The 20,134-nt window shown below is 69.1% G+C and carries 17 protein-coding genes, 1 tRNA gene and 2 pseudogenes; 13 read left to right on the top strand and 7 right to left on the bottom strand.

Annotated elements, in window-relative coordinates; genetic code table 11:
- Nucleotide 1 precedes the first annotated feature (1 nt).
- From CVV76_RS21850 to CVV76_RS21805, 10 genes are all read left to right on the top strand, one after another.
- Nucleotides 2-715 carry an ABC transporter ATP-binding protein gene (locus CVV76_RS21850; protein WP_102226810.1) on the top strand — a complete coding sequence of 238 codons (714 nt, stop codon included), beginning with the start codon at nucleotides 2-4 and terminating at the stop codon, nucleotides 713-715.
- The gene (locus CVV76_RS21845; protein WP_102226809.1) at nucleotides 669-1,655 is read left to right on the top strand and encodes a branched-chain amino acid ABC transporter permease; all 987 of its coding nucleotides are present in this window, start codon (nucleotides 669-671) and stop codon (nucleotides 1,653-1,655) included. Before CVV76_RS21850 ends, CVV76_RS21845 begins: the two co-directional genes overlap by 47 nt.
- 3 nt (nucleotides 1,656-1,658) lie before the next feature.
- Nucleotides 1,659-2,432 (top strand): ABC transporter ATP-binding protein, encoded by a 774-nt coding sequence (locus CVV76_RS21840; protein WP_102226808.1) that lies wholly within the window; start codon nucleotides 1,659-1,661, stop codon nucleotides 2,430-2,432.
- Entirely contained in the window at nucleotides 2,425-3,324 is a 900-nt protein-coding gene (locus CVV76_RS21835; RefSeq protein ID WP_102226807.1) for a branched-chain amino acid ABC transporter permease, read from the top strand. The genes CVV76_RS21840 and CVV76_RS21835 overlap by 8 nt, the downstream gene beginning before the upstream one ends.
- 27 nt (nucleotides 3,325-3,351) lie before the next feature.
- Complete coding sequence (locus tag CVV76_RS21830) at nucleotides 3,352-4,257, top strand: cupin domain-containing protein (protein ID WP_102226806.1); 906 nt, start codon at nucleotides 3,352-3,354, stop codon at nucleotides 4,255-4,257.
- 4 nt (nucleotides 4,258-4,261) lie between these two features.
- On the top strand, nucleotides 4,262-4,978 hold the full coding sequence (locus CVV76_RS21825) for an NAD(P)H-dependent oxidoreductase (protein ID WP_102226805.1): 717 nt from the start codon (nucleotides 4,262-4,264) through the stop codon (nucleotides 4,976-4,978).
- A 98-nt stretch (nucleotides 4,979-5,076) separates the two neighbouring features.
- Nucleotides 5,077-6,006, top strand: a complete 930-nt coding sequence (locus CVV76_RS21820) for a DUF6282 family protein (RefSeq protein WP_102226804.1) — start codon at nucleotides 5,077-5,079, stop codon at nucleotides 6,004-6,006.
- 70 nt (nucleotides 6,007-6,076) lie between these two features.
- Nucleotides 6,077-6,850 carry an HpcH/HpaI aldolase family protein gene (locus tag CVV76_RS21815; protein WP_233193097.1) on the top strand — a complete coding sequence of 258 codons (774 nt, stop codon included), beginning with the start codon at nucleotides 6,077-6,079 and terminating at the stop codon, nucleotides 6,848-6,850.
- Nucleotides 6,851-6,923: 73 nt separating this feature from the next.
- On the top strand, nucleotides 6,924-7,976 hold the full coding sequence (locus tag CVV76_RS21810) for a beta/alpha barrel domain-containing protein (RefSeq protein ID WP_102226802.1): 1,053 nt from the start codon (nucleotides 6,924-6,926) through the stop codon (nucleotides 7,974-7,976).
- Between the two features lie 201 nt (nucleotides 7,977-8,177).
- Nucleotides 8,178-10,229, top strand: coding sequence for a methyl-accepting chemotaxis protein (locus CVV76_RS21805; RefSeq protein ID WP_102226801.1), 2,052 nt, complete (start codon nucleotides 8,178-8,180; stop codon nucleotides 10,227-10,229).
- Between the two features lie 215 nt (nucleotides 10,230-10,444).
- Here CVV76_RS21805 and CVV76_RS21800 read toward each other — a convergent pair.
- The 7 genes from CVV76_RS21800 to CVV76_RS21770 all read right to left on the bottom strand — a co-directional run bounded on the left by CVV76_RS21800 (nucleotide 10,445) and on the right by CVV76_RS21770 (nucleotide 17,815).
- Nucleotides 10,445-10,519 (bottom strand) — tRNA-Glu (locus CVV76_RS21800).
- 103 nt (nucleotides 10,520-10,622) lie between these two features.
- Nucleotides 10,623-12,422, bottom strand: a complete 1,800-nt coding sequence (gene recJ / locus CVV76_RS21795; protein WP_102226800.1) for a single-stranded-DNA-specific exonuclease RecJ — start codon at nucleotides 12,420-12,422, stop codon at nucleotides 10,623-10,625.
- A 159-nt stretch (nucleotides 12,423-12,581) separates the two neighbouring features.
- Nucleotides 12,582-13,832, bottom strand: coding sequence for an alpha/beta hydrolase family protein (locus CVV76_RS21790; protein WP_102226799.1), 1,251 nt, complete (start codon nucleotides 13,830-13,832; stop codon nucleotides 12,582-12,584).
- A 255-nt stretch (nucleotides 13,833-14,087) separates the two neighbouring features.
- A complete protein-coding gene (gene glpX / locus CVV76_RS21785; RefSeq protein ID WP_102226798.1) occupies nucleotides 14,088-15,056 on the bottom strand; it encodes a class II fructose-bisphosphatase in 969 nt (322 codons plus the stop codon).
- 150 nt (nucleotides 15,057-15,206) lie between these two features.
- The gene (locus CVV76_RS21780) at nucleotides 15,207-15,860 is read right to left on the bottom strand and encodes a helix-turn-helix transcriptional regulator (protein WP_102226797.1); all 654 of its coding nucleotides are present in this window, start codon (nucleotides 15,858-15,860) and stop codon (nucleotides 15,207-15,209) included.
- Nucleotides 15,861-16,151: 291 nt separating this feature from the next.
- Nucleotides 16,152-17,453 (bottom strand): homoserine dehydrogenase, encoded by a 1,302-nt coding sequence (locus CVV76_RS21775; RefSeq protein ID WP_102226796.1) that lies wholly within the window; start codon nucleotides 17,451-17,453, stop codon nucleotides 16,152-16,154.
- A 104-nt stretch (nucleotides 17,454-17,557) separates the two neighbouring features.
- The gene (locus CVV76_RS21770; protein WP_102226795.1) at nucleotides 17,558-17,815 is read right to left on the bottom strand and encodes a hypothetical protein; all 258 of its coding nucleotides are present in this window, start codon (nucleotides 17,813-17,815) and stop codon (nucleotides 17,558-17,560) included.
- A gap of 106 nt (nucleotides 17,816-17,921) precedes the next feature.
- On the opposite strand from CVV76_RS21770, the gene CVV76_RS21765 reads away from it, so the two are divergent.
- From CVV76_RS21765 to CVV76_RS25710, 3 genes and pseudogenes are all read left to right on the top strand, one after another.
- On the top strand, nucleotides 17,922-18,518 hold the full coding sequence (locus CVV76_RS21765) for a TetR/AcrR family transcriptional regulator (RefSeq protein ID WP_102226794.1): 597 nt from the start codon (nucleotides 17,922-17,924) through the stop codon (nucleotides 18,516-18,518).
- Nucleotides 18,519-19,057: 539 nt separating this feature from the next.
- Nucleotides 19,058-19,951, top strand: a pseudogene (locus CVV76_RS21760) (IS110 family RNA-guided transposase); the annotation flags it as partial.
- Between the two features lie 58 nt (nucleotides 19,952-20,009).
- Nucleotides 20,010-20,134, top strand: a pseudogene (locus tag CVV76_RS25710) (hypothetical protein); the annotation flags it as partial.

Below are 20,134 nucleotides of genomic sequence, written 5' to 3'. Positions count from 1 at the left end.
CATGACCACGCCACTTCTCGAGATCCGCGACCTGTCGGCGCGCTACGGCCATGTGCATGCGCTCAAGCCCACGTCGATCACGGTCGCGGAGGGAGAGCTTGTCACCGTCCTCGGCCCCAACGGGGCGGGCAAGTCGACGCTGCTGCGCGCCGTCACCCGCCTGACGCCGGGACCGGGCACGATCCTTTTCCAGGGGCAGGACGTCAGCGCGCTGCCCACGCACCGGTTGTCGGAGCTGGGGATCATCATGGTGCAGGAGGGGCGCGGCCTCTTCTCCGAGATGACCGTGCGCGAGAACCTGATCCTCGGCGGCTACAACGCCGGCGGGGACGCGGGCGAACTGTCGGCGCGGATGGAGAGGGTCTTCACCCTGTTCCCGCGCCTCAAGGAGCGGCTGGACCAGACCGCATCGCTGATGTCCGGGGGCGAGCAGCAGATGCTCGCCATCGGGCGGGCGCTGATGGCGGGGCCAAAGCTCCTGATGCTCGATGAACCGTCTCTCGGCCTCGCACCGCGCGTGGCCGCCGAAATCCTCGAAACCCTGGGCGAGCTCAACCGCGAAGGCCTCGGGATCCTGTTGGTCGAGCAGAAGGCGCCGCTGGCGCTCCGGCTTGCCCAGAGGGTCTACGTGCTGTCGCTGGGGCGCGTCGTCGCGGAGTTGCCTTCCCATGAAATCAAGTCTCACCATGACCTTGCCCGATACTACCTCCACTAGGAGCGGGCTTCCCTGGCGCCAGATCCTGCTCGGGGTGCTGGCCGTCGCGATCGTCGTCTATTCCTTCACCGCGAACGGCTATGTCGTCACGGTGATCGGTTTCGCCGCGATCTACGCGCTGTTCTGCACCGGCCTGAACTTCTTCATGGGGTTCACCGGGCAGGCCTCCTTCGGCCAGAACGCCTTTGCCGCGCTCGGCGGTTACGGCAGCGCGATCCTGACCGCCGATTACAGCGTCGAACCGGCCGTTGCGCTGGTGCTGACGATGGGCTTTTCGGGCCTCGTCGCGCTGATCGTGGGCTACCCGACGCTCCGGCTGCGCGGCCATTATCTGGCGATGGCGACCTTCGCGCTCGGGCTGATCACCTACGAGATCTCGATCAACTGGACCGACCTGACGCAGGGCTACATGGGCTATTCCGGGATCCCGCCGCTGGGGATCGGCCCCTATTACGCCGACAGCCCTAAGGCGCAGCTTGCGGTCATCTTCGTGCTGCTGGCCCTCGGTGTCATCGCCGCGGCGCGGCTGAAGAACTCGCGCTTCGGGCGGGCCTGCCGGGCGATCGCGGGGTCAGAGCTTGCCGCCGGTGCCCTGGGCATACCGGTGGCGCGCTACAAGCTGATCTCCTTCGTGATCGCCGCGGTCTATGCCTCGGCCGCGGGTTCGCTGTTCGCGCATTTCGTGGGCTTCATCAGCCCCGAGGTCTTCGGCACCGCCATGGTCGTGCAAAGCTTCACCATGCTCTACCTCGGCGGCATCGGCACGATCGCGGGCCCGTTGATCGGCGCGGTGGTGGTGTCGATGCTGCCCGAGGTGATGCGCGGCCTCAAGGATTTCCAGACCGTCGGCTACCTCCTGCTGCTGCTGGCCATCCTGATCTACGCACCTAGGGGGCTGCATGGCCTTCTGGAGCGGATCCTGCCGGACCGGGAGGGCTGAGCCATGACGATGCTCGATATCCGCGACATCACCAAGCGCTTCGGCGGGCTGGTGGCCAACGACAGCATCGCCTTCACGGTCGAGGCGGGGCAGATATTCGCCGTCATCGGGCCGAACGGCGCAGGCAAGACCACGCTCTTCAACATGGTGGCGGGCACCTTTCCGCCGTCCGAGGGCGAGGTGGCCTTCGACGGGGCGGTGATCTCGGGGCGTTCGGTCGCCGAGATCGCGCAATCCGGGCTGGTCCGGACTTATCAACTGGTTCAGCTCTTCAAGCAGATGACGGTGGCCGAGAACGTGATGGTGGGGTTCCACCGGGTCACGACCGGCGGGGTCTTCTCGGCCCTGGTCCGTCCACCCGGGGTGCGCCGGCAGGAACGCGAGATCCGCGAGAAGACGGCCGAGATCCTCGAGTTCGTGGGCCTGTCGCACCGTGCCGACGTGACCGCCGATCTGCTGCCCTACGGCGAGCAACGCCTGCTCGAGGTGGCCCGCGCCCTGGCGGCGGGGCCGAAGCTTCTGCTGCTCGACGAACCCGCGGCGGGGCTGAACACCGAGGAGACGGCAGAGCTTGCGCGTGTGGTGCGCAAGGTCAACGAGAACGGCGTCACCATCATGCTGATCGAGCATGACATGGGCCTGGTGATGCAGATCGCCCACCGCATCGCGGTGCTCGATTTCGGACGCAAGATCGCCGAGGGCACGCCGGAGGAAATCCGCGCGCATCCCGAGGTCATCGCCGCCTATCTCGGCGGTACGGAGGGATACGATGATTGATGCCGTGCAACTTGTGCAGAACCTCGTCAACGGGATCGGGCTGGGGCTGATCTACGGCCTGGTCGGGATCGGATTCTGCGTGATCTACAACGCCTCGGGGATCGTGAACTTCGCCCAGGGCGTGTTCGTGATGCTGGGCGGCATGATCTGCGCCACACTGCTGGCGCGGTTCGGCCTGCCGATCTGGCTGGCGGCGATCCTGACCGTGCCGATCGTCGCGCTGATCGGCGTGGTGATGGAGGTGGCGGTGGTGCGCCCGATGTGGACGCGGGGCGCCTCGATCTTCGCCATCATCCTCGCAACGCTGGCCAGCCAGATGCTGCTTGAACAGGTGACGTTGTTGACGCTGGGCGACCAGCCCCGCACCTTCAACAGCTTCACCCCCGGCGGCCCCCTGATGGTGGGCGGAGTGGCGGTGCCGTACCAGCTGTTCTGGGTGCTGGGATGCGGCGCGCTGATGGTCGGGGGGCTGTGGCTCTTCTTCACGCGGACGCGGATGGGGCGGGCGCTGCGCGCCTGTTCGCAGAACGCCGAGGCCGCGTCCCTTCTGGGCATTCCGGTGCGCCGGATGATGATGCTGTCCTTCGCGCTGAGCGCCGCCCTGGGTGCCATCGCGGGGATCCTGATCACCCCGAGCCAGATCACCGCCTACAACATCGGCACGCCTTTCGGGGTGAACGGCTTCATCGCCGCGATCATCGGCGGGTTCGGCTCTGCCGGGGGCGCGGTGGCGGGCGGGCTGCTGCTGGGCGTGCTGCAGGCCCTCGCGATCGCCTTCCTGGGCGCAAGTTTCAAGAACGTCGCGGCGCTCAGCGTGCTGCTCGTGGTGCTGCTGGTCTTTCCGCAAGGCGTCTTCGCCGGGCTGAAGACCCTGCGCGCGAGCCGCCGCTAGGGATCCGCAGGAAAGAGGAGGACACCCATGTACGACCCCACCGACCCCCGCGCCAGCCTGGCACCCGCTGCCGGCGCAGGCCCCACATTCACCGCCTATGCCGCACCCGACGTCGGCCGTTTCTATCAGGAGGCGCCGCAATCTGCCGGAGACGGCGCCGAGAGCTGGCTCATCCGTTCCCAGAACGCCGTGGTGGCCTATGCCAAGGCACGGGACGGCGCCCGCTTCGAGCGCGCGGACCAGCCCGATGAATACGTGCTGCTGCTGCCCGGCCACGATGCCGCGGCATCGGTCGACTGGAACGGTACCACGACGGAGGTGCCGGCCTTCTCGATCGCCTTCATCCCGCCGGGCGCCAGCAAGGTGACGATCCGCGGCGCGGGCGAGGTGGTGCGGATCTTCACCACCGCGGCCGAAGACCTCTGCACGGCCTGCGGCAACGCCGAGGCCTATGCCGAAGATCACCCCAACGTCGCCCCGGTCGTGCCCTGGCCGCAGCCGAAGGACGGGCGCAAGGTCCGGGTCTACTCGCTCGACGTGCCGCCCGAGCCGGGCCGCTTCGGCCGGATCTGGCGCGGCGAGACGCTCATGGTGAACTTCCTCGACCCGCAGGTGGGGCCGCGCGACATCACCAAGCTTTCGCCCCACCACCACGACGATTTCGAACAATGCTCGCTGGCGCTGGAAGGAACGTTCATCCATCACCTGCGCTGGACCTGGACGCCCGACATGCGGATGTGGCGCGAGGACCGGCACGAGGAATGCGCCTCGCCCTCGGTCCTCGTGATCCCGCCGCCGGCGATTCACACTTCGCGCGGCATCGATGCGGGCGTCAACCAGCTGGTCGACATCTTCTGCCCGCCGCGGGTGGACTTCTCGCAAAAGCCCGGCTGGGTGCTGAACGCCGACGATTATCCGATGCCCGGGGAATGAGCCGATGCGCGTGCTGATCGTCCTGGCGCATCCCGAGCGGACCTCGTTCAACGGTGCGCTGACCCGTGCCGCGGTCGAGGCGCTGGAGGCCGCGGGCCACGAGGCGGAGGTGTCAGACCTCTACGCCGAGGGGTTCGGCGCGGCGGCGGGGCGCGGCGATTTTGCCGCCGCCGCCGATCCGCTGAGGTTCCACTACCAGGCGGAGCAGGGCCATGCCGCCGAGACGGGCGGTTTCGCCCCCGAGATCGCGCGCGAACAGGCGCGGGTTCGGGCGGCGGACCTGCTGGTCCTGCAATTCCCGCTGTGGTGGGGGGCGCCGCCGGCGCTGCTCAAGGGCTGGTTCGAGCGGGTGATGGCCTATGGCTTCGCCTATGTCGATGGGCGCCGCTTCGACACCGGGCTGTTCCGGGGACGCCGGGCGCTGATGTCGGTCACCACCGGGGGAACGCCCGGGCGGTTCTCTGACGGTGACGTCTACGGGCCGATCGAGAGCGTGCTCTACCCGGTCCGGCGGCTGGCGCTGGAATACATGGGCTACGAGGTTGACGACCCCTTCGTCGCCTATGCCGCTCCCCGCATCGGCGCAGAGGAGCGCGCCGCCTGCATCGCGGCGTGGCAGGCCCGGATCGTTGCCGCGGCCGACGCCGCGCGGCGGATCGAGATCGCGGACCCGCTGGCCGCGCTCGCCGAGGTCGGCGCCGGCGCCTGGAGCCGCGCCTAGAACACGACGGGCCGGACCCGGCGCCCGACCGGACCCGGCCGTTTCCGCGGCGTGCCCCACAAGGGCGCGCCGGTCCCAGACTCGAGAGGAGAGAGGCTATGCTGGACACCCCCTTCACCACCGACCCAGAGACCGCGGCCCGGATCGACAGGATCCTTCAGGGCGCGGTCGACACCCATGTGCACACCGGCCCCTCGATCGCGCCGCGCGCCCTCGACCATCTCGCGCTCGCCCGTCAGGCGTCGGAGGCGGGCTTTCGCGCGGTGGTGACCAAGGATCACGACTATGCGGGCACTGCGACCGCGATCCTGATCAACGACAATTTCCCCGAGCTGAAGACCCGGGTCTACACCTCGCTCGTGCTCAACAACGTGGTGGGCGGGATGAACCCCTACGCGGTGGAACATGCCGCGGCGATGGGGGCGAAGATCGTCTTCATGCCGACACTGGCGGCCGAGAACCACCTTGCCTGGGAAAAGAGCGCGAACTGGTCGCATCCGGCCTCGACCCAGAAGATGCGGCACGCGACGCCGGTTCCGGTGCTCGACGCCAACAAGCAGGTTCGCGACGATGTCAAGGAAGTGCTCGACATCGTGGCCCGAACCGACATGGCGCTGGCCAGCGGCCATATCCACGTGAGCGAAACCTGGAAGGTGTTCGAGGAGGCCAGGGCGCGGGGCGTGACCCGGCTGATGTTCACCCACCCCGAGGACATCGTCGGCGCCTCGATCGACGACGTGAAGGGCATCGCCGGGATGGGCGCGCAGGTGGAACATTCTCTGGGCTTCTTCCTCGAGGGGTCGAAGTTCAAGACCCGCACCGACGAGGACCTGAAGGCGCATATCGAGGCGGCGGGGGTCGACAACACGATCCTCTGTTCCGATCTGGGCCAGGTCGGAACCTTCGCGCCCCTCGACGGCATGCGCCGCGGCGTCGCGCTGTGCCTGTCGCTGGGATACGGCGACGAGGACATCCACAAGATGGTCGCCACCAACGCCGCCGACGTTCTGGGGCTGGACGCGGCCTGACCCCCGCGCCCCGCGGGCGGCAGGGGCCGCCGGCGGGGCGTCACCGGGCCTGCAAAATCTGGAGATGAAGATGACAGCCACTGGCTTTCGCAAGCGCTTTCTCGAGGGAGAGCGGCTCTATGGATCGTTCCTGAAGATCCCGGCGACGATGCCGGCCGAGATCCTTGGTGCGGTCGGGTTCGACTTCGTCGTGGTGGATGAGGAACATTCCCCCTTCAACCGCGAAACCACCGACGCGATCGTGCTGGCCTGTCGCGCCTGGGGCATCGCCTCGGTCGTGCGGGTGCAGAGCGCGGATCCGGCGGCGCTTCTGTCGGTGCTCGACTGCGGCGCGGACGGGGTTTTGGTGCCCCATGTCGACAGTGCCGAAAAGGCGCGCGCGGTGGTCGAGGCCTGCCGCTACCGCCCGGGCCGGCGCGGCTTTGCCCCCACGACGCGGGCAGGCGCCTTCGGCGCGGAAGGCATGGCCGCGCACATCGCCCGGCAGGACGCGCGGGTCACGGTGATCGCGATGATCGAGGACCCCGAGGCGGTGGAGAACATCGACGAGATCCTTGCCGTCGAGGGCCTGGACGGGATCTTCATCGGCCGTGGCGATCTTGGTGCCGCCTACGGCGGGTTGGGGCAGGGCCCCGAGGCGGTGCGCGACGCCGCGTCCCGCGTGCTGGCCGCGGCGAAGGGGCGGAAACCGATCGCGATCCTGCCCGGTTCGCCCGAGGATGCGGCCGACATGGCGGGGCAGGGCGCGTCCGCTTTGATCCTGTCGGCCGACCAGGGCTTTCTGCGCAGCGCGGCGGTGGCGGCCCTGGGCAGCTTTCGCGGCGGCGTGGACGGGGCGGCCTAGCGATGTCGGCCCTGTCCTGCCCCCTGTCCTGCCCCCTGTCCCGGCGCCGTTCCCGCCCCGCGGGAGGCTGCGGATGTCGCGACTGACAAGTCGTCTCGGCCGCCTTGCGCTGAAGAACCCCGTCATCGCCGCCCCGGCCGAGCACATGATCCGCGATGGCGGGATCGAGGCGGCGATCGCCGCGGGCGCTGGCGCGGTCGTCGTGAAGTCGACCAACGAGAGCGCCGCCGCCAGGGCCCAGCTTCGCGCCGCGGAATACGTGGCGCTCGACAGCCGCTGGAGGCCGGTGGCCTGGGGGCCGGAGGCTGATCCGGCGACGATGATCCTGTCGCGCTCGGGCCTGCATCCGCTGGAGTTCGAGGCATGGCTCGACCGGGCGGTGGCCCATGATGCGACCGCCCGGGCGGCGGAGTGCCTTCTGGTGCCGAGCCTGATCCTCGCCGACATCGACCGCGCGGTGGAGATGGCGCGCGCGGTCGAGGCGGCGGGGCTGCGGGTGCTGGAATTCAACATCGGCACCCCCTATGCGCGCGAGGCGGCCGCCGGGGCGGTGGCGACGGAAACCGGCGCCGAGCGGGTCGCGCAGCTGACCCGGCGGATCTGTGAGGCGGTCTCGATCCCGGTCTGGGTCAAGCTGACAGGGCAGTCGAACGACGTCCCCGACCTTGCCCGCGCGGCGGCCGGAGCGGGGGCCGAAAGCGTCATCGTCGCCGGCCGTCTGCTGGGCATGCTGCCCGACCTTGAGACACAGGCGCCGATGCTGGGCACCTCTGGCGGCTATGGCGGGTTCTGGAACCTGCCGCTGACCTGTCACTGGCTGGCGCTGTGCCGCGCGGCACTGGGACCCGAACGAACGCTGATCGGCATCAACGGCATCACCGGTGGAGAGGACGTGGCGCGCGCCCTGCTGGCCGGGGCGTCGGCGGCGGGGCTGGCCTCGGCGGTCATGCTGCGCGGTTTCGGCGTGATCACCGAGAGCATCGCGGGGCTCGACGCCTATTGCGCGGGCCGTGACATGACGGCGGCGGAGCTGGTCGGGCGGGCCGCCGACGCCCGCAAGCGCTTTGCCGACATGCCCGAACTTGCGGAGAACTGGACGGCTTACATCCCGCCGGAAAGCCGGTGAGCGGTTGGGGAAAGGGGGCGGCGGTCAGGTAGGTCCGCCTCGGTCGGTCGCGGGGATGGCGCTGGGTCTTCGGGCTGCGCTTCCCTCTCGCGACGGGCTGGACACGGCGGTTCGTGCCGGGCCGCGGCGTCAAGCGATGAACGATTTCTAAACCCCGGCTGGTGCATCCAGAACACCCCTGTTCCCGACGTCAGGCGAATCATGCTGTTCAGATCCCGTGCCGCGACCGCCCCCGCCCCCGAAGCCGCGCGCCTGCGGGCAATCGAGGAGGAGCTTGCCGTCGTGGTCTTTCGGCCGGATGGCACGATCCTTTCGACCAGCCCCAGCTATGCGGGGATGCTTGGCCATGGGCCCGGCATGCTCGACGGGACGCAACTGCAGGCGTTGATCGCGCCCGAAGCGCGCGGCGCCTTCGGCACGGGGGCCGCATGGCAGGCCCTCGCACGGGGGGAAACCGCCCGGGAGACGCTGCCGCATCAGGGCCGGTCGGGCGCGCGCCTCTGGCTTGACCTCACGCAGGTGCCGGTCCGGGCCGCCGACGGCAGCCTTTCGCAGATCCTGGCCGTCGCAACCGATGTCACCCGCGGGACCGAGGAGGCGGCGCGCAGCCGTGCGATGGTGGACGCGGTGCGCCGTTCGAACGCCGTGATCGATTTCAGCCCCGAGGGCATCGTCCTCGATGCGAACCCGCTGTTCCTGAAGGTGACGGGCTACACGATCGACGAGATTCGGGGGCAGCATCACCGCATCTTCATGCCGCCGGGCACGGCCGAGGGGGCCGCCTACCGGGCGTTCTGGGACGGGCTCAGGCGGGGGGAGTTCCACGAGGGGGAGTTCCGCCGCATCGGCAAGACCGGGCAGGAGATCTGGCTGCAGGCGACCTATAACCCGATCTTCGACACGAACGGCAATCTGGTCTCCATCGCCAAGCTGGCCATCGATATCACCGCCTCGCGCGCCACGGCCCGCGACGCGGCGGCGCAGATCGAGGCGCTCGGCCGGTCGCAGGCGGTGATCGAGTTCGCGCTCGACGGTCGGGTCCTGCGCGCGAACGACAATTTCTGCACCACCATGGGCTGTGACCGCACCAGCGTGATCGGCCGCCACCATTCCGAATTCGTCTGCCCGGAGGATCGTGACGGCCCCGACTACGCCGCGCTCTGGTCGGACCTGCGCAGCGGCAGGTTCCGCGAGGGGGAGTTCCGCCGCATGGCCCGGGGCGGGCGCGAGGTCTGGATCCAGGCGACCTACAACCCGATCCTGGGCGAAGACGGGCAGCCGGTGAAGGTGGTGAAGTTCGCCATGGACGTCACCGCGCGCAAGCGGGCGGTCCTCGACTTCCTGCACGCGGTCGAGGCGCTGCGCGAAGGCGACCTGACCAGCCGGATCACCACGCCGATGCCCGGCGAGATGGAGGCGTTGCGGACCAATTTCAACGCGGCGCTGGAGGGCATGACCGCGCTTGTCGGCGCGATCCAGGGCAATGTCGACATGACGCTGAGCGAAACCGAAAGCCTGACGCGCGCGGCCACCGACCTGGGAACCCGCGCGGAACGGCAGGCCGCCTCTCTCGAGGAGACGGCGGCGGCGATCGCCGAACTTACGGAAACCGTCGGCGGTTCCTCCCGGGGGGCTGCGAATGCGGCCACGGTCGTGGGGACGGCGCGCAGCCGGTCGGGCGAGGGGCGCGAGGTGGTTGCCCAGACGATCGGGGCGATGAACGACATCGCGGAGGGATCCAAGAAGATCTCGCGCATTACCGATGTGATCGAGGATATCGCCTTCCAGACCAACCTGCTCGCGCTCAACGCCGGGGTCGAGGCCGCCCGCGCCGGCGAGACGGGCCGGGGTTTCGCCGTGGTCGCCTCGGAGGTGCGGGCGCTGGCGCAGCGGTCGGCCGATGCGGCGGGCGAGATCTCGGAACTGATCGCGACCTCGGACCGACAGGTGCAGCAGGGCGTCAGCCTGGTCGCCAGGACGGGCGACATGCTGGGCGAGATCGACCGCCTCGTCAGCGATGTCGACGGCCTGGTCCGCGAGATCGCGGTGGCGGCGCAGAAACAATCGCTCGGCCTGACCGAAATCAACGGGGCGGTGGACCAGCTCGACCGCCTGACGCAGCAGAACGCCGCGATGTTCGAGGAAACCTCGGCCGCCATCTCGGCACTCCGCCAACAGGCGGCAACGCTGGCGGAGCAGGCGGCAAGGTTCCGCACCTCCGCCCGGGCGGAAGACCTCCGCCGCGCCTCCTAGGCGGGGGCTTCAGGGCTTGGGTGGCAGGGCGGCGTGACCTGAATTCACCTCCGGCCTCGCGCTGTCCGACGCGACATGGTGATATGTCTCGGTCCTTGGGGGAGCGTGACGCCCGGGTCGTGGCACGGGGTGTGGGCAGGGTCGGGAAGACCGGGCACAGCAGGTTACTGGCCGACCTTGATCTGCCGTTTGTCTTCGACATCATGCGGGAGAAATGGCAGCCCGTAGGGGAGTCGAACCCCTCTTTCCAGGTTGAAAACCTGGCGTCCTAACCGATAGACGAACGGGCCGCGCTTGGCGTGGGGCGGTGTTTAGGCGGTACGGGGATGACTCGCAAGAGGGAAAAGCGAGGTTCGTGACGAAATTCCTGCGTCACCCAATTTCCCCCGCGGATCAGGCCCGTGCGGCATCCTCGAGACGCAGCTGAACCTTCCTGCGGCCGCCCCAGCTGTTTATCTCCAGCCGTCCGGCAAGGTGCAGCCGCGCGCCGCCGTGGCCTTCGATCAGCGGGCCCAAGGGGCCGTCGAAGGCGGAAAAGGCGATCGCGTCCAGCTTTGGCCCTGTGCCGTCGGAAAAAGAGAATCGCAGGTGCGATTCGCCGACGCGCTTGGCGAAGTGAATCGCCTGTGCCGCGAAGGCGAAGCGCGGGGCCGCGGCGCCTGCACCGAAGGGGCCTGCCGTCTCGATCTCGTCGATCAGGTCGGGGGTGGCCGCCCCCGGCATCAGCATGCCGTCGAGGCGCAGGTCGGCCACCCCCATCGCGGAAGCGCCCTGGCGGTCGAGCAATTCGCCCAGCCGGGCCATCGCCGCGTCGAGCATATCGGCGGCCACCGTAAGACCGGCAGCCATCTTGTGACCGCCCCCCTTGATCAACAGCCCTTCCGAGGCGACCCGGTGAATCGCCGCGCCCAGATCGACGCCGGCAATCGACCGGCCCGAGCCCTTCCCCTCGCCGTTTTCAAGCCCGATCACCACGGCGGGGCGGTTGGTCGCTTCCTTCAGGCGGGCCGCGACGATGCCGACGACGCCCGGGTGCCAGCCTTCGCCCGCCGCCCAGACCAGCGGCCCGTCGAGGCCGCGCGCCTCGGCCTGCGCCAGCGCGGCGGCGCGCACGGCGGCCTCGATCTCGCGCCGCTCGGTGTTCAGCTCGTCCAGCCGGGCGGCCAGGGCGCGCGCTTCCTGCAGATCGGGGGTGGAGAGCAGGCGCGCGCCAAGGTCGGCGCGCCCGATCCTCCCGCCCGCGTTGACCCGCGGGCCGAGCACGAAGCCAAGGTGATAGGGCGCCGGCGCCTCGTTCAGCCGGGCAACGTCGGCCAGGGCCACCAGTCCGGGGCGCCCGCGCTGCGCCATGATCTTCAACCCCTGCCGGACAAGCGCCCGGTTGACGCCGATCAGCGGGGCAACATCGGCCACCGTGGCCAGCGCTACGAGGTCGAGCATGCCCATCAGGTCGGGGCCCGTGGCACCGTCGCCGCGCATCTGGCGGTTCGCCTCGACCAGCATCAGGAAGACCACCGCGGCGGCACAGAGGTGCCCCAGATCGCCGCTCTCGTCCTGGCGGTTCGGGTTCACCACGGCCAGCGCGGGGGGCAGTGTCTCTCCGCCCAGGTGGTGATCAAGCACGATCACGTCGGCGCCCGCGGCGGCGGCGATCGGCCCGTGGCTCAGCGTGCCGCAATCGACGCAGACGATCAGGTCGTGCTTCGCCGCAAGCTCCGCCATGGCGGGTTCGTTCGGGCCATAGCCCTCGTCGATCCGGTCCGGGATGTAGAGTGTGGCCTCGCGCCCCATGTCGCGCAGCCAGCAGATCAGCAGCGCGGCCGAGGCGCCGCCGTCCACGTCGTAATCGGCGAAGACCGCAATCTTCTCGTTCCCGCGCACCGCCTGGAGAAAGCGCTCCGCCGCCGCACCCATGTCGCGCAGGGTCAGTGGATCGGGCAGAAGCTCGCGCAGCGTAGGGGCGAGGAAGCCGCTTGCCTCCTCCGGTGCAACGCCGCGGCGGGCCAGCGTCGCGCAGAGCGGGCGGGGAAGGCGGGTCGCCTGGGCGATCGCCTCGGCAAGGCGCTCAACCTCGACCGGAGGGCCGACCCAGCGCCGCCCGGTGGCTGACGCCGCGACGTCGAGGAAGGCATCGCCGGGTGGGACAGCGGCAGAGCTGGCGGCGGAAATCTCAATATCTGGGGCAATGTCCATTTCGACATACTAGAAGAAGCGAGGGAGATTCGCCATTCCAACCCGCGCCCGGGGGCCGGAAACTCCAGGGTTGGTCGCGCGGGATCTGGTGGTGCCGGCGCATCACCGCGCTGGCCGCGTGCGCCCGGCTTGCGCCGAGGCCGAGCCTAGGCGCGGACCTCAGTGCAGCTCGCTGTCGAGCAGCGACCGCAGTTCATCGGCCAGCACGGCATGGGCGGCATCGCGGGCGGGGCCGCTGTCGTTGCAGATCGGCGCGTCGCTTCCGGAATCCTTCAGGATCGCCGCCCCCTTGGCGGTGCATTGGGTGAAGGCGTCGAAGCGGGTGACCGTGGGCAGCCGCAGGTAGGTCAGCGACGGGGCGGCGTCAGCCAGCACCTTGCCCTCCATCCCTTCGGGCGTTTCCCCGGGTTTACCCAGGTCGACGATCGCCATCGGTACCGCGCCGCGGGTCAGGCTGGCCGGGTCCATGCTGGCGGCATATTCCGGCGCCACGGCGATCGCGAATCCGATGCGGTGGTCCCGGGTCAGCTTGGCGAGCGGGGTCAGGTCGGCGGCGTGCAGGTTCAGCCCGCCCTGCCGGAACCATGCGCAATCGAGGCCGGGCCCGTCGCGTTCTGCGCCGCTGGCCTGCTTGGCGGTGGCGGGCTTGGCGGGTGCGGCCTTGCCCGGCTGCGCGGCGCCTTTGGCGATATCGGCAGGGGTGGTGGCCGGCGTCGGGTCGCAGCTGCGGGCAAACGCCGCGGGGTCGAACGCCGCGCCAGCCAGCGACAGCGCCGCGGTACCGCCAAGGAAAACCCCGATGGCCGCGATGCGGTCGGGCGCGATGCGGGCCTCCCAGTCGGGGTTGGCAAGCACGGCATCCAGCGCCCCCCGCAGGTCGTAGGCCCGGTTCGCGATCTCGTTCACGGCCAGCGGGGCATCCTTCGCGCCCAGCATCGGGCCATCCTCGGCAACGACGACATAGCCCGCGCGGGCCAGCCGCCGGGCAAGCCATGCCCCGGTATTGTCGGCCGAGCGCAGGCCGCCGTGCGACAAAAGCACCATCGGGTGCCGCCCTGGCAGGATCGGTGCCCCGCGCTCGCCCGAGATCCCCTCGAACACCGCGTTGCCGCCGAGGGTGACCGGCGTGCCCGGGCCGCTTGCCGGATACCAGACGGTCAGCGCCAGATCGCGGCCGGTGAGGGCGTCGTGATAGGTCGAGGTCGTCACACCCACGGGGGCAGGGCTTTCCGCCGCCGCGGCCGCTGGGGCGCTGGCCGGGGCCGAAGCGGGCGCCGGGGTCGTCACCTGCGGCGTGTCCGTCGTCGCGGCGGCACAGGGCCGGGCCCCGACGGCCAGCGAGAGGGATACCAGCGGCAGGACTGCAAGCGACAGGGCGCCGAGCGCGGGGGCAGAAATCGACAGGCGCATTGGGGCTCCGGCGGGACAAGGGGCGTTCCGGTTGAAGCCCAGCGTGCGCCCGGGGTCAAGCCGGGATCTGAGCTGAACGACCACGGAATCGCAATAGCTTGGCCGATGGACCGATTGTCCGGGGATGCGGCGCCGGGCGTGTCAGACCTCAGTGGAGGGGCGGAGAGGGGGCCTTGGCAGGAAATGCATGGGACCGGGGGAAGCTCATCTCCCCCCGGTCCCGTTTTCCCTACCGGCCGCGTCAGGCGGCCCGTGTCACTTGTCGATCGGCGTGCGGTAGACCATCCGGCGCAGCGACCCGGTCTTGGAGCGCATCAGCAGCGTCTCGGTGGTGACCCAGCCGGGTTCTCGCTTCAGCCCGCGCACCAGCGAGCCGTCGGTGACGCCGGTGGCGGCAAAGATCACGTCGGCCGTGACCAGTTCGTCGCGCGAATAGATCCGGTCGAAATCAGTGATCCCGGCGCGGGTCGCGCGCTGACGCTCGTCATCGTTGCGAAACAGCAGCTTGCCGAAGATCTGCCCGCCCATGCATTTCAGCGCGGCCGCCGCCAGCACCCCCTCGGGCGCCCCGCCAGAGCCCATGTACATGTCGATCCCCGTCACGGCGCTGTCGGCGCAGTGGATCACACCGGCCACGTCGCCGTCGGTGATCAGCCGGATCGCGGCGCCCGTGGTGCGCACCTCGGCGATCATCTCCTCGTGCCGGGGGCGTTCGAGGATGCACACTGTGATGTCCTCGGGCGCGCAGCCCTTGGCCGCGGCCAGCGCGCGCACGCGTTCCGCGGGCGACATCTCAAGGCTGACGACGCCGGGGGCGAAGCCGGGGCCGACCGCCAGCTTGTCCATGTAGACATCGGGGGCGTGCAGCATGGTGCCGCGCGGGCCCATGGCGATCACGGTGAGGGCGTTGGGCATGTCCTTGGCGGTCAGCGTCGTGCCTTCCAGCGGGTCGAGGGCGATGTCCACCGCGGGGCCCTGGCCGGTGCCGACCTCCTCCCCGATGAACAGCATCGGGGCCTCGTCACGCTCGCCCTCGCCGATCACCACGACACCCGCGATGTCGAGCTGGTTGAGCTGTTCGCGCATGGCGTTCACGGCGGCCTGGTCGGCGGCCTTCTCGTCGCCGCGGCCGACCAGCCGGGCCGAGGCGACCGCGGCTGCCTCGGACACCCGGGCGAGGCCCAGCGAGAGCATGCGGTCGTGGAAGATTGCGTCGTCGGCCATGTGCGAAAATCCTTGCGGGTTGAATGGGTCGGCCCCTTGCTAGCCCGTGGCCGGGCGGGGGGCAACGTCGGTAACGCTAACAGCACCCGCGGCATGCGCAAGGGGCAGGGGGCCGCCGGGATCGGGGGGCGGGAAAGGGCGGTCGGCCGCTCAGTCCCGCGGGATGCCCCGGTCGAGATCGGCATAGGTCGGGCTATCGATCTGGCCCGTCACGACCGCAAGGCGCACCGCCTCGGCATTGTCATGGGCGAGAAGGGCGTGACGGGCGCCCTTCAGCCGGTTGCGCAGCGCGGTCCGCGAGATCCCCAGCCGCGCGCAGGCCTCGTCATAGGTCAGCCCGTCGGCCAGTGCCTGGAGCGCTTCCGTCTGGGTGGTCTTGAGGTTCGTTTCCGCGCCGAGGTGGTCATGGATCGCGCCGACGACCTGTTCGAGCTCCCGGATCTCGGCATCGGTGAATTCCCGGTCGGAGCGGGCGCAATTGCCGATCGTCCGGGAATTCCCCTCCCCGCGCGAGAAAGTCGCGCCGAACCGCAGCCCGTGACGCTCCGCATCGGCGAACAGGCCCACGGTGTCCGGCAGGTCGACCTCGGACCAGCGAATGCTGCCCTCGTTCGTGACGGCCCAGATGACCGTCGGGTCGCATACTATGTAGGTTCTGGCGGTGTAGGTTCGGATCCACACCTTGTCATAGCGCGAACGGGTCAGAAGCGGGCGGCTGAACCGGATGTGGAACCCGAAGCTGCTTCCTGCCGGCGAAAGGGCATCAAGGCGCGCGAAGTGTCGTTCCAGTGTCTCGTCCTGCATCGCATTCGTCTTGTATTCGCCCCAGAGTAGATATTGGCATATGATTTGCCACCGCACACGCGGTCATTATTAAAAAGAATCCAGGGCTGTGTGAATAGGAGGTTGACGGATGATATAGGAATGCCGGCGCCCGGCAAGATGTCTCTCCGGGCGACGGCGATAGATCGTGCTGTGACAAGGGACGGACAGCATCTCGGGCGCTTCCCGCGCCCCGTGGTCGAGGAGGGGCGCACCGGACGTGTGGCCGCGACTTCGCGAAGGCAGGGCGCGCCGCGGGAGCGGCGCGCGGGGTCAGACCTCTTCGATGCGGATCGCCACGGGCGTGCCCTGCACGACGCCGGTCGCGCCGAACCGCTCGATCGCGTGGGCGATGTCGGAGCCGGTGGTGCGGTGCGTGACGATCAGCACCGGGGCCGAGGTGTCGGAATGGTCGTATTGCCGCATCCGGTGAATCGAGATCCCGGCATCGCCAAGGGCTGCGGCTACCTTGGCCAGCGCGCCCGGCTTGTCCAGCAGCGCCATGCGCAGGTAATAGGGCGCCGGCGCCGTGACCAGTGCGGGGACCGGCTCGGCAAGGCCTGCGGCGGGCTGGCCGAAGACCGGCTCGGCAAAGCCGCGGGCGATGTCGATGACGTCGCCCATGACGGCGCTGGCCGTGGGGCCTTCGCCCGCGCCCGCGCCGCGCAGCACGATCTGGCCGACGCTGTCGCCTTCCAGCACCACCATGTTGGTCCCGCCCTGAAGCTGGCCCAGCGGGCTGTCGGCCGGCACGAGGCAGGGCGACATGCGCTGTTCCAGCCCGCGGCCGGTCATCTGCGCAACCCCCAGAAGCTTGATGCGGTAGCCCATGTCAGCGGCCGCGCGGATATCCTCGATTGTGATCCGCTGGATCCCCTCGAGCTCCACCTTGTCGAAGCTCACCCGGGTGCCGAAGGCGATTGCCGACAGCAGCGCTAGCTTGTGCCCCGCGTCGATGCCGCCGACATCGAGCGTCGGGTCCGCCTCGAGATAACCCAGCTGGCGGGCCTCCTCGAACACTTCGTCATAGGGCAGGCCCGCGTTCTCCATCCGCGTCAGGATGTAGTTGCAGGTGCCATTCATCACCCCCATCACCCGGCGGATCGCATTGGCGGCCAGCCCCTCGGTCAGGGCCTTGATCACCGGGATGCCGCCCGCCACCGCGGCCTCGAAGCGCAGCGAGACGCCCTTCGCCTCGGCCACCTCGGCGAGGGCCTGGCCGTGCAGTGCCAGAAGCGCCTTGTTGGCGGTGACCACGTCTTTGCCGGCGGCGATCGCGGCCTCGGTCGCGGCCTTGGCGGGGCCGTCGGAGCCGCCCATCACTTCGACGAAGACGTCGATATCGTCACGTTGGGCAAGGGCGACCGCATCGTCCTCCCAGGCATAGGCCGAGAGGTCGGCGCCGCGGTCCTTGGTGCGGTTGCGGGCCGAGACGGCGGTGATGACCACGGGTCGCCCGGCGCGGCGGGCAAGAAGGTCGGCGTGACGCTGGACGATCTTCACCGCGCCGATGCCCACGGTGCCGAGGCCCGCGATGCCGAGACGCAGGGGGCCTTTGGACGTGAGGTCGGACATGGAAAGCTCCGTCAGGGAAAAGATTGCCTGCGTCTGCTATCGCATCGCGCGTGTCGGTGCAACGCGGCGTGCCTCGCAACCCCGGTCGGCGCGGCCGCAACGCCTCAGTTCGCGGGGCTGTCGTAGATCTTCTGCGCCTGCGCCCGGAGCGCCGCTCCCTGGGAGGAGAGCGACTCCGCGGGGTTCTCGGGCGGCTTGGCGTCCGCCGCCGGCGTGACATCGCTCAGCGGTGCGAGATGGGGGTAGGGCGCGTGGGCCGCCTCGGGGCCGACGGCGGCGTCGACCTTGGGGAACTTGGTGCAGGAGGCGAGCGCGAGGCCAAGCGCGGCGGCAAGCGTGAAGGTCAGGGTCAGGCGCGGCATCCACAGGGTCCGATCGATGGGGTCCCGCGACCTTAGCGCCACAGCGGGGGGACGGGCAAGTCGCAGCCGGGTTGAACTGAACGGGTGTTCAGATAAAGCTGCTGCCATGGCCCGCAAGACAGGATCGCATTCCCAGACCACCGGCCCGCGCGTCCGTGCCGCGGCGGCGCGGCTGATCGCGCGGCATGGCTATGCCGCCGTCTCGATGCGCCAGATCGCGGCCGAGGTGGGGGTGCAGGCCGGCGCGCTCTACCTCTACACGCCCGACAAGCAGACCCTGCTCTATGACCTGATGCGCGATCATCTCGAGGAACTGCTCGCCGCATGGCAGGCGGTCCCGGCCGAGACCTCGCCCGAAGGCCGCCTGCGCGCCTTCGTACGCTTCCACATCGGTTTTCACCTCGACCGGGCCGAGGCGGTGTTCATCGCCTACATGGAACTGCGCAACCTCGAACCCGCCCGCTTCGCCGAGATCGAGAAGCTGCGCCACGCCTACGAGGACGCGCTCGAGGCGATCCTTTCCGCGGGCCAGTCCGACGGCAGTTTCAGCATCCCCGACACCCGCCTCGCCACGATGGCGCTGATCGCGATGCTGACCGGCGTCACCAACTGGTACCGCGAGGGCGGCCGCCTCGCCCGCGCGGAGATCGAGACGATCTACACCGACATGGCCCTCAACGCCGTCGGCGCGACCCGGGGGTGAGTGCCCCCTCGTCGTCCGAATGAGGCATTGTAGCTGGTCCGGTTGCTTGAGCGGCAACTTGTGCAGGTCGGTATTGGTGCCAGTCGTTTCCCACGATGGGGGCCAACCCTTGATGGTTTTGGAGGTGGTGGGGCAAAAGGGCCGTCTCGCCGCTACCGGGTTCGCCGAGCACCATGATGCCGCGGGTCTCAAGGCCGCCAGTGTGCATCCGGGGAACGATGGTTCCATCATCGTTGTCGCTCTGGCGAAACAGCCGTCAAAATGGCCGGTGAACTTATCTGTAGCGGGCGTGACGATGTGGTTTGCGGCGAGCTTGGAGGGATAGACAAGGCTCTGTTGCACAAATCGGATGACGGGCGCGGCTCCCCTTTCCCCGGACGGATTTATCCCACGGTCTCTGTGACGGGTATGCCGAGGGCGGTGTAGCCGTTCAGGAATGAGCCATGTCGCGCCATTGATGGAGTGGATGGCTCCCGCTCCCGGCATCGCAATGTGCCACATTGGGTGCTGTCAAAAGTCACCTCAAAGGGGAGCCATCCATGACGGAGATTACCACGGTCGGCGTTGACCTCGCCAAGTCCGTTTTCCAAATTCACGGCGTTGATGCCGAAGGTTCGGTCGTTCTGAGGCGGCAGCTGCGGCGGAACCAGATACTGGAGTTCTTCCAGCGGCTTGCGCCCTGCGTGGTCGGCATCGAAGCCTGTGCCGGGGTCCATCACTGGGCTCGGGAACTCGGAAAATTCGGTCATGACGTTCGGCTTATGCCGCCATCCTATGTCAAACCCTACGTCCGACGCGGAAAGACTGACCAAGCCGATGCGGAGGCAATCTGCGAAGCAGTGACCCGGCCGTCGATGCGGTTCGTGCCGGTAAAGAGCGAGGAGACGCAGGCCCTCCTGATGACCCACAAGGCCCGGGAATTCCTGGTGCGGCAGCTGACGCAGGTCACCAACGCGATCCGTGCGCATCTGGGCGAGTTCGGCATTGTTGCTCCGAAGGGCGTCCACAATGTCGGGCGGTTGCTTGAGGCCGGCGAGCGTGCCGACCTTCCGGCGGCTGCCCGGGCACCGCTGCGCTTGCTGGCTGACCAGTTCTTTGAGACCCGCAAACGGATTGATGCGCTCACAAAGGACATCCGCCGCGAAGCGGAGGCCAACGTGGCTGCGAAGAGGCTGCAGACCATTCCCGGCATCGGCCCGATCACCGCGACGGCGCTGGCGGCAACCCTGCCGGATGTGACCGGCTTCCGTACATCCCGTGACCTGTCAGCCTGGCTTGGCCTCACGCCGAAGCCGCATTCCAGCGGCGGCAAAGAAAAACTCGGGCGCATCTCGAAGATGGGTAACCGATACCTGAGGCGGCTGCTCTATCTTGGCGCAATGTGGGTGATCAGTGCCCGACGGCGGGGGCCGCCCGGCGACGATTGGCCTTCGGCGCTCTGAACGGAGACGGCGGTGAGAAGCGCCTGAACGTGGCGGTGGGGCGACTTATCACGGCTCCGCCACCGCGCGGGACCGGGACAAGGTGCGACAGGCCGTGCTGGAAAACCTTGGCTGGACGATCTTCCGGATCTGGTCGACCGACTGGTTCCGCAATCCTGTGGCTGCGGTCGAACG

The sequence above is a fragment of the Acidimangrovimonas sediminis genome, assembly GCF_002871005.1.
GTDB lineage: Bacteria > Pseudomonadota > Alphaproteobacteria > Rhodobacterales > Rhodobacteraceae > Acidimangrovimonas > Acidimangrovimonas sediminis.
This window is presented reverse-complemented; position numbering and strand designations above follow the sequence as displayed.

What these genes read in the sequence shown, in the direction of transcription:
- CVV76_RS21850 (WP_102226810.1), top strand. Translation starts at nt 2, where the DNA reads ATGACCACGCCACTTCTCGAGATCCGCGACCTGTCGGCGCGCTACGGC.
- CVV76_RS21845 (WP_102226809.1), top strand. Translation starts at nt 669, where the DNA reads ATGAAATCAAGTCTCACCATGACCTTGCCCGATACTACCTCCACTAGG.
- CVV76_RS21840 (WP_102226808.1), top strand. Translation starts at nt 1,659, where the DNA reads ATGACGATGCTCGATATCCGCGACATCACCAAGCGCTTCGGCGGGCTG.
- CVV76_RS21835 (WP_102226807.1), top strand. Translation starts at nt 2,425, where the DNA reads ATGATTGATGCCGTGCAACTTGTGCAGAACCTCGTCAACGGGATCGGG.
- CVV76_RS21830 (WP_102226806.1), top strand. Translation starts at nt 3,352, where the DNA reads ATGTACGACCCCACCGACCCCCGCGCCAGCCTGGCACCCGCTGCCGGC.
- CVV76_RS21825 (WP_102226805.1), top strand. Translation starts at nt 4,262, where the DNA reads ATGCGCGTGCTGATCGTCCTGGCGCATCCCGAGCGGACCTCGTTCAAC.
- CVV76_RS21820 (WP_102226804.1), top strand. Translation starts at nt 5,077, where the DNA reads ATGCTGGACACCCCCTTCACCACCGACCCAGAGACCGCGGCCCGGATC.
- CVV76_RS21815 (WP_233193097.1), top strand. Translation starts at nt 6,077, where the DNA reads ATGACAGCCACTGGCTTTCGCAAGCGCTTTCTCGAGGGAGAGCGGCTC.
- CVV76_RS21810 (WP_102226802.1), top strand. Translation starts at nt 6,924, where the DNA reads ATGTCGCGACTGACAAGTCGTCTCGGCCGCCTTGCGCTGAAGAACCCC.
- CVV76_RS21805 (WP_102226801.1), top strand. Translation starts at nt 8,178, where the DNA reads ATGCTGTTCAGATCCCGTGCCGCGACCGCCCCCGCCCCCGAAGCCGCG.
- recJ (WP_102226800.1), bottom strand. Translation starts at nt 12,422, where the DNA reads ATGGACATTGCCCCAGATATTGAGATTTCCGCCGCCAGCTCTGCCGCT.
- CVV76_RS21790 (WP_102226799.1), bottom strand. Translation starts at nt 13,832, where the DNA reads ATGCGCCTGTCGATTTCTGCCCCCGCGCTCGGCGCCCTGTCGCTTGCA.
- glpX (WP_102226798.1), bottom strand. Translation starts at nt 15,056, where the DNA reads ATGGCCGACGACGCAATCTTCCACGACCGCATGCTCTCGCTGGGCCTC.
- CVV76_RS21780 (WP_102226797.1), bottom strand. Translation starts at nt 15,860, where the DNA reads ATGCAGGACGAGACACTGGAACGACACTTCGCGCGCCTTGATGCCCTT.
- CVV76_RS21775 (WP_102226796.1), bottom strand. Translation starts at nt 17,453, where the DNA reads ATGTCCGACCTCACGTCCAAAGGCCCCCTGCGTCTCGGCATCGCGGGC.
- CVV76_RS21770 (WP_102226795.1), bottom strand. Translation starts at nt 17,815, where the DNA reads ATGCCGCGCCTGACCCTGACCTTCACGCTTGCCGCCGCGCTTGGCCTC.
- CVV76_RS21765 (WP_102226794.1), top strand. Translation starts at nt 17,922, where the DNA reads ATGGCCCGCAAGACAGGATCGCATTCCCAGACCACCGGCCCGCGCGTC.